Origin of the sequence: Microvirga ossetica (genome assembly GCF_002741015.1) — a bacterium.
In the GTDB taxonomy this organism is placed as follows: domain Bacteria; phylum Pseudomonadota; class Alphaproteobacteria; order Rhizobiales; family Beijerinckiaceae; genus Microvirga; species Microvirga ossetica.
Window position 1 is genome coordinate 2,245,492 of the sequence record NZ_CP016616.1, and the last position, 12,366, is coordinate 2,257,857.

Consider the following 12,366-nt stretch of genomic DNA (forward strand, 5'->3'; position numbering starts at 1 on the left):
CGCAAAACCTTTGAGCCGAGAACATAGACGATGCGAGCAGGTCTTATCGTGGCCTTGTGGGCTGTGGCGGCGGTACTGATCATGTCGATCGTGGCTCTTCCCATCAGCCTTCAGGCGCATCTCGTTGCGGGCCTCACGGTCGTGGCCTGCATGATCATCATCAAGTTCATGCGCGCCCAGGGCATCTGGCGCCTGATCGCGCTGGCTCTCGGCACCGCCATCGTCCTGCGCTACGTCTTCTGGCGCACCACCAGCACCATCCCGCCGATCACCGAGGTGGCGAGCTTCATCCCGGGCTTCCTGCTCTATCTGGCCGAGATGTACAGCGTCATGATGCTGTTCTTGAGCCTTTTCGTGGTGTCCAGCCCTCTGCCTTCGCGCAAGGCTCCCCAGATCGACCCGCAGAACCTGCCGACCGTCGACATCTTCGTCCCGAGCTACAACGAGGGTTCCGACCTGCTGGCCACCACGCTCGCCGCCGCGAAGGCCATGACCTATCCCGCCGACAAGATGACGGTCTGGCTTCTGGACGACGGCGGCACGGACGAGAAGTGCAATTCGAGCAACACCGCCGCCGCCCAGCAGGCGCGCGAACGCCGCGCCGAGCTGCAGGCCATGTGCGCGTCCCTCGACGTGAAATACCTGACCCGCGCCCGCAACGTGCATGCCAAGGCGGGCAACCTCAACAACGGCCTCGAGAACTCGACCGCCGATCTGGTCGCCGTCTTCGATGCCGACCACGCCCCGGCCCGCAGCTTCCTCACCGAGACGGTCGGGTACTTCACCAAGGACAAGAGCCTGTTCCTGGTCCAGACGCCGCACTTCTTCATCAATCCCGACCCGCTCGAGCGCAATCTCGGCACGTTCCAGACCATGCCGTCCGAGAACGAGATGTTCTACGGCGTCATCCAGCGCGGCCTCGACAAGTGGGATGCCGCCTTCTTCTGCGGCTCGGCCGCCGTGCTCCGGCGCGAGGCCCTGCAGGAAACCAACGGATTCAGCGGCGTCAGCATCACCGAGGATTGCGAGACCGCGCTCGAGCTCCATTCCCGCGGCTGGACGAGCGTCTATGTGGACAAGCCGCTCATCGCCGGCCTGCAGCCGGACAGCTTCGCCAGCTTCATCGGCCAGCGCTCGCGATGGGCGCAAGGCATGATGCAGATCCTGCGCTACAAGTTTCCGCCCCTCAAGCGCGGGCTGAAGATCTCACAGCGCCTGTGCTACATGTCGAGCAGCATGTTCTGGCTGTTCCCGTTCTCGCGGTTCTGCTTCCTCGTCTCGCCGCTGTGCTACCTGTTCTTCTCGCTCGAGATCTTCACCGCATCGGGAGGTGAGTTCTTCGCCTATACGTTCACCTACATGATGGTGAACTTCATGATGCAGAACTATCTCTATGGCCGCTACCGCTGGCCGTGGATCTCGGATCTCTACGAATACATCCAGACGATCTATCTCTTGCCGGCCGTGCTCTCGGTGATCGCCAATCCCAGCAAGCCCACCTTCAAGGTGACGGCGAAGAACGAGTCCATGGAGGAGAGCCGGGTCTCGGAACTGGGTACGCCGTACTTCATCATCTTCGGCATCCTGATCCTTGGCGTCATCGCCACCGGCATCCGCGTGTGGGCCGAGCCTTACAAGGCCGACCTGACCCTCGTGACGGGCGCCTGGAACGTGCTCAATCTCATCATCGCAGGCTGCGCGCTGGGTGTCGTCTCGGAGCGAGCCACGAGGCGTCAGAGCCACCGTGTCCGCGTCGAGCGGCCCTGCCGCTTCATCATGGGCGACGAGATCATCGATGCCGTCCTGAAAGACGTATCCGTGGGCGGCGGCAGGCTCCACGTGCCGCCCTCGGCCGAGCCGCGCCTCAAGAAGGGGACCGCGGGCACGCTCGAATTCCAGCCCTTCGCCAATCTTCCCGTTCAGCACCTGCCGGTGGAGATCCGCAAGGTCGGCATGGACGACAAGGGCCTGCTGCTGGGCTGCCGCTTCCTGATCGAGAAGGCCGAACATCGCCGGATGATCGCCGACCTCGTCTTCGCCAATGCGGACCAGTGGAGCAACTTCCAGAAGAACCGGCACCACGACATCGGCGTTCTCCGCGGGACGCTGTGGTTCTTCATGGTCGCGTTCTATCAGACCGGACGCGGTCTCTCCTATTTCCTCGGCCTGCAGAGGATCGGCAGCTCCAGCCCGCCGGCGCCCTCCGTCGCCTCGGCTGCCAAGTAGAGGTGCTTCGTGCGTTTGGTTCTGATCCTCCCTCTGCTCGCCTTGCAGGCTCTGGGTGCCACGCAAGCCGCCGCGCAGTCCGCGCCCTTCACCATGTCGCCCGGCTCCCAGGGCGCGCCGCCGGCGGCGAGGACCCCGCCCCGGCCCGAGCCCGCAGCACCCGCGCCCTCCCCCGGCCAGGCCTTCGAGATGCGCCAGCCCGGCACGGCATCTACCGCGCCTCCCGCAGCCCAGCCGGCGCCCGTGCCACCGAGCGCGGGAACGCCCTTCAACATCGGGCCGCAGCGCCAGAACCCCGCGGCATCGGCGCCTCCCCCCGCGCCTCAGACCGGCATTGCGCCGGCCAGACAGCCGGCCCCGGCAGCGCGCAGCGGCGTGCGGAACGAGCGGCCGGTTCTTCCCTTCGAAACGGTTCGCCTGGAGGGTGAGACGGATGCGAAGTCCTGGACGTTCCACCTGACGCAGGACGAGGCGACGAGCGGCGCCTCCATCGCGCTGGGCTTCAAGAACGCGGTCGTGGTCATGCCCGAGGGTTCGCGCCTGCGGATCGCGATCAACGGGGAATCGGTGGTCGACACACCGATCTCTTCGCCGAACGACATCAAGCGCATGACCGCAGCAATCCGCCCCGGTCTCCTGCGGGCGGGACAGAACATCATCCGCGCGGAGGCCTTCCAGCGCCACCGCACCGACTGCACCATCGATGCCACCTACGAGCTCTGGACCGACCTCGACTCGGCCACCACCAAGCTCGTCTTCGCCGAAGGTGCGGCCAAGACCCTGCGCGGCCTCGACGACCTGCCGGCGGTCGGCGTCGACAGCACGGGGGTGACGACGATCCGGGTGGTTGCGCCCAAGATCTACCGCCCGGAAATCCGCGACCGCCTCCTGCGCCTTGTGCAGCTGGTGGCCCTGCGCGGGCGCTATGCCCATCCGGTGATCCAGGTAGTGGAATCCGATCCCGGCCCTTCCCCCGTCGGCACGATCAAGGTGGCCATGGGCCTGGCCGGCGAATTGCGCGGAATGGTGGCGGGCATGCCGGATGCAGCCTCTTCGCAGCCGCTGACCATGATGATGCAGGAGCCCGGATCCCTGGGCTCGACCCTCGTCGTCTCCGGACCGACCTGGCAGGACCTCGACACCGCCATCGGCATCGTCGGCGCGCAAGCCGTCAACACCGCCAATGTCGAGCGCGGCATTCTCGACACGGCCGCATGGCACTGGCCGGAGATCCTGACCGCCTTCGGCGCTCAATCCTTCCGCTTTGCCGATCTGGGCGTGCCGACGCAGGAATTCTCCGGGCGCCGCCTGAAGGCGGAATTTTCCATCAACCTGCCTTCGGATTTCTACGCGACCGAATACGGCGAGGCGATCCTGCATCTCGACGCGGCCTATACCGCCGCCGTCCGGCCGGGCAGCCACATCAACGTGTTCGTCAACGGCATGATCAGCACGCAGATGACGATCACCAAGCAGGGCGACATCGTCCGGCGTCATACCATCAGGCTGCCTCTCAGGAACTTCAAATCCGGCATCAACCAAGTCACCATCGAGGCGATTCTGCACACCGATGCCGACGAGCGCTGCGCCCCGGGGGAAACCCTCTCGGAGTCGAACCGCTTCGTTCTCTTCGACACCTCGACCCTCGAGTTCCCGACCTACGGACGCATCGGGCGCGTGCCGGATCTTGCCGTCATGAGCACGGGCAGCTTCCCGGACCAAGACCTTCCGACAACCATTGTCCTGGCACGGCCCGACCCGCTCAACTATTCCGCCGCCGGCACTCTGCTCGCCCGCATGGCGCGCAGCGGCGGCACGCCCGTGCGGGCGCAGTTCGCCAATGCAGCCTCGGCGGACAACGGATCCGTGCTCTTCATCGGCGCCGTCGATCAGATCCCATCGGGCTTCCTCAACCACGTGAAGGTTTCCGAGCATCTGCGTATGATCTGGCCTTCGACGCCTACGGGTGACAGGGCGGGACCGCAGGTGGCCAGCTCGGATTTCAGCCTTCCCACGGCGCAGGTCTCGCCCGACCGTCCGGCTACCGCGTCGACCGACGAGGTCCGCCGACGCTGGTCGGACACGTTCCAGCGGCGCGGCTTTTTCCAGCAGACCCTCGGCACGCTGCAGGGCTGGATGGAAAAGACCTTCAGCCTCTCCCTCAGTTCCCTGTCGCTGGAAGAGCGCACCGACGCGCCCTACGAGCCGCCGCAGCGCGCCTCCCTGCTCCTGGCCCAGAACCAGACCGACACGGCCGGCGTCTGGACCCTTCTGACCGCGCGCACCGACCGCGCTCTGGCGGACGAGATGGCCCGCCTCGCCAACCCGATGCTCTGGTCCCAGGTCGCGGGCAGGGCCGTCGCTCTGGAGCCCAGGGAGATGAAGCTGCAGGTCGAGCCCATCAACGACTATCGCTTCGTCCAGACGCAGCCGCTTTCTTTAAGGAACATGCGCCTCGTCGCGGCCAACTGGATGTCCGCCAACATCATTCAATACGCGATTCTCATGCTGGCAGGCTGCATGTTCCTGGGCGTTGCGACCTATCTGCTTCTGAACCGCCTGGGACGCAGGCCATGACGGTCAGCGCGCATCGTCCCAAGCGAATCCTGCCCTGGCTCGTCACTGCAATTCTCATTCTCACCGGGACGATGGCCTCCTCCCAAACCCTCTCCGTCCAGCCGCTGAATCTGGTGGGAACCGTCTCAGCAGCCGACTGGGAGGCCTATCGCTCCCGTTTCGTCGAGGACAGCGGACGGGTTGTCGACACAGCCAACGGCAACATCAGCCACAGCGAGGGACAGGGCTATGGCTTGCTGCTCGCGCTGGCGGCTGGGGACCGACGCTCCTTCGAGCAGATCTGGAACTTCACCTTCACCGAACTTCTCATCCGCGACGACGGCCTCGCAGTCTGGAAATGGGACCCCAGCAGCAAGCCGCGGATCACCGACCGCAACAATGCGACCGACGGCGACCTTCTCATCGCCTATGCGCTCGCAAGGGCCGGAGCCGCCTGGCAGGAAACCCGCTACACCAACGCGGCGCAGAAGCTCGCCAAGGCCATCGGCAAAAGCACCTTGAGCCGAACCGGAGGCTCCCTCGTCCTGCTTCCCGGCTCCCAGGGCTTCGGCGCCGGCGATCGACCGGACGGTCCGGTCATCAATCTCTCCTACTGGATTTTCGAAGCATTCCCGGTCATGGCGGCCCTGGCGCCGGAATATGAGTGGACCCGCGTCTGGCGCGATGGGGTCTTGCTGCTGCAGCAGGCGACCTCGGGCCGGGTGCGGCTTCCGGCCGATTGGATTTCCCTGCAAAACGGCTTGCAACCTAAGCCTGCCGATGGCTTTCCCCCAGAATTCGGTTACAACTCGTTAAGGATACCGCTTTACCTGTTGAGAGCAGGGATGACCGAAATGGAGTGGCTGAGAGCTCTCAAGCAGCGCTGGTCTGCGGAGAACGAAGGGGTTGCCGTGGTCAACGTCGTCACCGGTCAGGTACGCGAGCGGCTCACCGACCAGGGTTATGCCATGCTTCCCGCCGTGCTCGCCTGCGCGCTCGACGGGACGCCGATTCCGGAGCCGCTGAGGACCTTCGAGCCGAGCCTCTATTACCCGTCGACCCTGTATCTCTTGGCAAAATCCCTGCTCGGTGAAAAATATCCGCAATGCGTCTAGTCGGCAGCGCCATCATCATTGCGGTTGCAATCCTCGGCTTCGCAGCGATCGCGCAGCAGACGGGCACGGGCGGCAATCAGCCGCCTGCCGAAGCGCCGCCCGCACCGATACCTCCGACGAACGGCTCCCCGTCTCAGACCCCATCGCAGCCACAGGTCGATGAATCGGCGCTGCGCTATTTCGCATCCCAGGGCGACACCCGCCGAGTGAATGCCGAAATCGCCCGGCTGCGCGCGCTCTATCCCAATTGGACCCCGCCGAGCGACCTCTCCCAGCTCTCCGGCAGCCCGGGTGCCCCGCCGCCGGATCCGCTCATCGAACGGCTCTGGAACCTTTATCGCGAGGATCGCATCGCAGAGGTGCGCGCGGCCATTGCCGAGCGCCAGACCACGGATGCAGCCTGGAAGCCACCGGAGGAGCTGGTCACGGCCCTCGAGACGGTCGAAGCGCGCCGCCGCCTGACCAACGCGTCGGATACGGGCCAATGGCGGACGGTCCTCTCGGTGGCGACGGAGGCGCCCGGCCTTCTCACCTGCATGAACGTCGACGTGCTCTGGCGCGTGGCGGAGGCCTTCGCCCGCACCGACCAGCCGAACCGGACGCGGGACGTCTACACCTATATCCTGACGAACTGCGCCAATCCGGCCGAGCGCCTGGCGACCCTGCAGAAGGCCCTCCTCGTTCTGCCCGAGCCGCAGGTGACGGCCCTGCTCCAGTTCGAGCGCAGGACCGGCGAGACCCCGGACGATTTCGGTTCGATCCGCGACGAACTTGCCCGCCGCCGGGTCGAGCGCGCCTCCCTCGACAGCAAGATGACCGCATCGGCAGACGACCTCGCCGTCGTCGAGCGGCTGGTTCAGACCAGCGGCGAAGCGGGCCCCGTGCTGATCCTCGGATGGTACAACTACCATCACAACAATCCCACGCGGGCGCTCGAACTGTTCAAGACGGCTCTCGACCGCAACGCCGGCCCGAACGCGGCGGAGGGCTATGCCATGACCTTGCGGGCGCTCAACCGCCTCGCAGAGGCCGAAGCCTTCGCCTATGAGTGGCGCGAGCGCGCGCCCGAGAACATGAAGATCTATCTCGATGTGGCGACGGCTCTCCTCAGCCAGGATCCGCCACCGCGCCTCGATACGCAGGTGATTGGCCGGATCGTGCCGGTGGTGATGGCGCAGCGCTTCTCCGACGCGGCCCAGGCGCTTGGCTGGTACTCCTACAACACGGAACAGATCCGCACGGCGCGCGACTGGTTCCGCACAGCCCTGAGCTGGAAGGCCGATGACGAGCCGTCCGCCTATGGGCTCGCCCTGTCGACGCAGCGCCTGAACGACCGCGGCGGCTTCAATGCCGTCGTCGCCCAATGGCGCAGCCGCTCCCAGCGCATCGCCGATCTTGCGGACGGCGTGAATCCAGCAACGAGACAAGCCGTCGTCGCACAGCCTGCCGTCCCGCAGCCGGCCATGACCGCTCCTCCTGCCATGGCTGCTCCGGTGGAAACCGCACCACCCGCGCAGCCGCGTTATGCGCCCCGCGAGGTCACGGTGGAGCGGGTCGAGACCGAACAGGCCTTCGTCCGGACCGAGGACAATGTGCGCCGTCGGCAATCGCAAGCGCGTTCGGCTCTGGGACGCAACTGCGCCATCACGCGCAATCCCAGCGGCCTCTCGGCCGATGCGGCCCTGACCCGCGGCTGGTGCCTGATGGAGGCCAACCGTCCTCTCGAGGCGGTAGACGCCTTCGATCGGGCAATCGCCAACGGCAGCAACCGCACCCGGGAGGAGGCGGCCTATGGCAAGTCCCTCGCCTATCTGCGCAAGAACCTGACCTCGGAAGCGGCCGTGGCGGCTGCCGAGGCGCCTCAGACCCGCGAGCGCCAGGTGGAACTCGGAGCCTCGATCCTGACCCAGCGAGCGCTTGCCGCCTACCGGGACGGACGCTACGTGGAGACGCTCCACGCCCTGAGCGAGCGGGCCCGGCTCGTGCCCGAGCAGAACGACCTGCTGCTGATCCGCGCCTGGTCCTATCTCAAGCTCGGACGCTACGATGATGCCGCGAAGATCTTCCGCGCCGTTCAGCAGACCGGCTATTCGGAGGAGGCCGCCGCCGGCCTGAACGCCATTCTCGAGGTCACCGGACAGATGCGCTATTAGCGCGGCCGCCAACGTCCCGCTGTTGCCGGCTGAAACTTTGTGCCTATTTTAAGCCGCGGGCGCGCCCGCCCTTTCCTACCCCTCCTGCGATCAGAGCGATGGCGAGCCTGCAGATCATAGTCTTCGACGTGTGCGGCACCGCCTGCGCCCTGCACAGGAGTGCGGCGCGGGAGTTCCTGCCCTTGCCGCGCCTGTGGCGTCCGCCGGCCCTGCCGAGGCCGGTCGCGGGCTTCTTCAATTTGAGCGGGCGCGCGATCCCCGTTCTTCGGCTCGACGTGCTTTTCGGACTTGCCCAGAAGAGTGACGATGCGGAAAGCGCGCTCTACCGGCATCTGATCGTCACCGGAGGTTTGGGTACTACGGAAACGACGGCGCTCCTCGTCGACCGGGTTCTGGACGTGGCGACCATCGATGCCTCCCGCCTTTCGCCCGTGCAGCAGGCCGACAGCCTCAACGGCTGCGTCGAGGCCGAGGTCACATGGCAGGACCGCCTCGTCCACCTACTCACGCTCGAGCGCATCCTGCTCGCCGAAGAGCGGCAGGCGCTCGCGGAACTCGGACGTCAGGCCCAGAACCGGCTCGGCGAATGGGCGGTTCAGGCTTGATGGCGGCACGCGCCGCCCCGTTGATCGATGCCGGCTTTCCGCAGCTGAAAAACCGCATCATCGAGCGCACGGGGCATTTCTATTACCAGGATAAGGACGACCTCCTATGGGAGCGCGTGCGCAAACGCCTGCGCGCAACCGGTCTTCGCGATTCAACGCAATATCTGAGCCTTCTCGGCGATCCGATTTCGGGGCCTGCCGAATGGAGCCGGCTTGAAGCCGAGATCACCATCGGCGAGACCTTCTTCTTCCGCTATGCGGAACAGTTCGCCGCCCTGCGCGCGACGATCCTTCCCGAGATCGTCGCGCGCAAGAGCGCCACACGGCGGCTGCGCATCTGGAGCGCCGGCTCCTCCACGGGTGCCGAAGCCTATTCGCTTTCCATCCTTGTCAACGAGATCCTCGGCGAGAGCCTGAACGATTGGCGTGTCAGCATTCTCGGCACCGACATCAACGACGGCTTCCTCAAGGCGGCGCGGCAGGCGCAGTTCGGCAAATGGGCCCTGCGCTCGATGCCGGCGCCGGAAAGAGAGCGCTACTTCATCGGTGTCGACAAGGATCGGTGGCAGGTGCGGCCGGAGTTCCGCTCCGTCGTCCGCTTCGAGCGCCACAACCTGCTGAGTCTCCTCGACGGGACCTCTCCGCTCGAGTTCACTGATTTCGACCTGATCCTGTGCCGCAACGTCCTGATCTATTTTCACCCCGACGTCGTGATCCAGCTCGTGGGGGGCCTGCGCGAGCGCCTCGCCGAGGAAGGCTGGATGCTGCTCGGCCATGCGGAGCCCAACCCTGCCTTCTCGTCGATGATGCAGGTCGTGAACCTGCCGGGGACGGTTGCCTATCGCCGTGGCTCGAGCGAGGCGATGATTCCCGCCCCGTCCGTTGCGCAGCTCCCGGTCGTGCCCCCGGAGTGGAAGCCGCTCCTGCCCGCGCCCAAGCCGGTGGAGCCAACCAAGGCTCGGGTTCCGGCACGCCCGCCGCGCGTTCCGGCAAAGGCGCTTCCTGGTCCCGAGGAGCCCGATGCTCTGCTCGGCGAGATCCGCGCGCGAGCCGACGCGGGCGATTTCGCAACGGCGGACATGCTGTGCCGAAAAGCTCTGGCCGAACAGCCCTTGGACGCCACGCTGCATTTCTACCGCGGCCTCGTCCTGCGGGAACTCCGGCGTCCCGACGAGGCGGAGAAATGCTTCCTTAACAGCCTCTATCTCGATAAAAGCTTTGCCATGGCTCACTATCATCTCGGACTCCTGCTGCTCGCGGAGGGTAGATCCGGTCCCGGGAAACGCTCCCTGACCAATGCCGCCCGGATCGCGGCCGCAATGCCCGGCGACCGCCTGCTCGACGAAGCGGATGGGCTGACCGCGAAGGATCTGCGCGATCTCGTCCGCGTGCATCTTGACGCGAAGACGCCCGCCGGGCGCAGGGGCTGACCATGGCGAAATCCGTGCGCCGCAAGCTGCACCAGATGACTCAGATCCGGATCCGTTCCGCCGAGGAGCGGATTCGTCAGATCCTCGACCACAGAACCGAAGGTCTGGCCGCCCGCAAGGACGCGGCCTCGGCACCTGCCGAAACCCTCTCCCGCGCGCTGGTCTGCGGGTCGGGTCGCGAGCGTTTCGGCATCCCCGTGGAAGAGGTGGCCGAGGTCCTGCCGGCTCAGAAATGCGTGCCCGTCCCGGATGCGTCACCGGCCCTGATCGGTCTCTTCGGCCGCGGCGGACGGCTTGTGAGCGTGATCGATTTGGCGACCGCCCTGGGCCTGGAACCCGCCACTGCCGACGAGGGTCAGCACTTCGTGCTGCTGCGGCGCGAGCAGCCCCAGGTGGCGCTGAGGGTCGAGCGCGCCTTTGCGGTCTCCGAGATTCTCCCGCTGACCGGCGCGGAGGCTGCCGGCTTCCGAAACGATGCAGTCACCGGCTATGCCAGACCCGCGGCCGAGATGGCCGATCGCGACGAAACCCTTTCCCTTCTCGATACAGAACGCCTCCTGCGTCCTTTCCTGTCATCTTCCCCTGTTCCTGGAGTCTGACGTGACGATCTCGATCGCCAACCGTATTCTTCTCGGCTTCGCCGTCATCGTCGCGCTGATGGTCGGGCTCGGCATCTATGCCATCAACCAGCTCGACGACGTCCGCCAATCGACGGAAACGATCGTCACGCGCGACCTCGCTCTGATGCGTCAGCTCGAGGACGTCTCCGAGCGGCAGAACACCATGCGCGGACTGCGCGAGGAAATCCTCTCCCGCTTCTTCCTGCGCTCGCTCGGTCAGCAGCAGGGGGCCGGCGACGACCTTGCCCGCTCCTGGGAGCAGCAGGCCGCGGCAACCGAAGCGTCCCTCGAGCAGACCCTTGCCACGGTGAACGGTTTTGCGGCGAACTCGGTCACGTCGCAGCGGGCCGACGCCTGGCGGCGCATCATCGAATCCCTGAACAGGGCAGGCAGCGACCTGCGCCAATTGCGCTCGACCAGCGAGCGGCAGTTCGCAGCCCTTCAGAACAACGATCTCCCCGCGGTGACTGCCAGCCAGAGCGCACTGAACGGCAGCCGCGAATCCTGGAGCCGCAATCTCGCACAATCCCGCAGCATCCTCAGCGAAGCGATCACCATCGGGCAGCGGCGGATCGGCGAGGTCTACGAGCAGAGCCGGATGTCGATCATCCTGGCCCTGGCCGGTGCTGCCATCCTGAGCGTCGTGATCACCTACGCCCTGCGCTCGTCCATCACCGGCCCGCTCGGCACCTTCATGGGCTTCGTCGAGCGTGTCGGACGCGGAGAGCTCGGAGGCCAGATGGCGGTGACGGGCAAGGACGAGATCGGGCATCTCGGCACGACCCTCAACACCATGGTCGACGGGTTGCGGCAACTCGCCCGCCAAAGCCGCGAGGCGACCGAGAACCTGAACGCCGCGGCAGCGGAGATCCGCGCCTCGACCCAGGAGCAGGCAGCCTCCGTGGAAGAGCAGCTTGCCGCGGTGCAGGAGACCGCCGCCACCGTGGACGAGATCACCCATTCGGGCACGCAGATCGGCAAGCGCGCCCAGGAGGTCATCGCATCGGCACAGGCAGCCGCGCAGACCAGCATTTCCGGCCTGCAGGCCGTGGAGGAAACGGCCCGCGCCATGGATTCCATCCGCGAGCAGGCGGAAGCGGTGGCGGAGAACATCGTGGCCTTGAGCGAGAAGACGCAGGCCGTCGGCGAGATCATCTCGTCGGTCAACGACATTTCGGAGCGCACGCATCTTCTCGCCCTCAATGCGGCGATCGAGGCGGCGGCAGCCGGCGAGAACGGCCGCAGCTTCGCGGTGGTGGCCTCTGAGATGAAGACCCTCGCCGATCAGGCGAAGGATGCGACGCTGCAGGTGCGCTCGATCCTCGGCGACATCCAGCGCGGCATCAACTCGTCCGTGATGCTGACCGAGGAAGCCGTGAAGCGCGTCGCCGCCGGCAAGGAGCGCACGGACATCACGCAGCAGACCATCACCGGCATCTCAAGCCAGATCCAGGAGAGCGTCCAGACCTTCCAGCAGATCATCGCCTCGACCAACCAGCAGCAGCTCGGAATCGAGCAGGTGATGGGCGCACTTCAGAACATCCGCCAGGCGAGCCAGCAGACGGCGGCCGGCACGCGTCAGCTCGATACGGCAGCCGCCAATCTGTCCAGCCTCGCACAGCAGCTTCTCGGCCTTGCCGAGCGCTATCGCCTTTAATCCG

8 protein-coding genes are annotated in these 12,366 nt (G+C 66.0%); all 8 read left to right on the plus strand.

Annotated features, from left to right (window positions below; all coding sequences use genetic code 11):
• Positions 1 to 30: 30 nt before the first annotated feature.
• The 8 genes from bcsA (at position 31) to BB934_RS10610 (ending at position 12,362) form a co-directional block, all read left to right on the plus strand.
• The gene (bcsA, locus tag BB934_RS10575; protein WP_099509593.1) at positions 31 to 2,226 is read left to right on the plus strand and encodes a UDP-forming cellulose synthase catalytic subunit; all 2,196 of its coding nucleotides are present in this window, start codon (positions 31 to 33) and stop codon (positions 2,224 to 2,226) included.
• 9 nt (positions 2,227 to 2,235) lie between these two features.
• Positions 2,236 to 4,803, plus strand: a complete 2,568-nt coding sequence (locus BB934_RS10580; RefSeq protein ID WP_157934126.1) for a cellulose biosynthesis cyclic di-GMP-binding regulatory protein BcsB — start codon at positions 2,236 to 2,238, stop codon at positions 4,801 to 4,803.
• Positions 4,800 to 5,897 (plus strand): family 8 glycosyl hydrolase, encoded by a 1,098-nt coding sequence (locus BB934_RS10585; protein ID WP_237050245.1) that lies wholly within the window; start codon positions 4,800 to 4,802, stop codon positions 5,895 to 5,897. Before BB934_RS10580 ends, BB934_RS10585 begins: the two co-directional genes overlap by 4 nt.
• A complete protein-coding gene (locus BB934_RS10590; protein WP_099509595.1) occupies positions 5,888 to 8,050 on the plus strand; it encodes a tetratricopeptide repeat protein in 2,163 nt (720 codons plus the stop codon). The genes BB934_RS10585 and BB934_RS10590 overlap by 10 nt, the downstream gene beginning before the upstream one ends.
• Positions 8,051 to 8,148: 98 nt before the next feature.
• A complete protein-coding gene (locus tag BB934_RS10595) occupies positions 8,149 to 8,655 on the plus strand; it encodes a chemotaxis protein CheW (RefSeq protein WP_099509596.1) in 507 nt (168 codons plus the stop codon).
• A complete protein-coding gene (locus BB934_RS10600; RefSeq protein ID WP_099509597.1) occupies positions 8,655 to 10,085 on the plus strand; it encodes a CheR family methyltransferase in 1,431 nt (476 codons plus the stop codon). Before BB934_RS10595 ends, BB934_RS10600 begins: the two co-directional genes overlap by 1 nt.
• A 2-nt stretch (positions 10,086 to 10,087) precedes the next feature.
• Positions 10,088 to 10,684, plus strand: a complete 597-nt coding sequence (locus BB934_RS10605; protein ID WP_099509598.1) for a chemotaxis protein CheW — start codon at positions 10,088 to 10,090, stop codon at positions 10,682 to 10,684.
• Between the two features lies 1 nt (position 10,685).
• On the plus strand, positions 10,686 to 12,362 hold the full coding sequence (locus BB934_RS10610) for a methyl-accepting chemotaxis protein (protein ID WP_210422145.1): 1,677 nt from the start codon (positions 10,686 to 10,688) through the stop codon (positions 12,360 to 12,362).
• Positions 12,363 to 12,366: the final 4 nt, after the last annotated feature.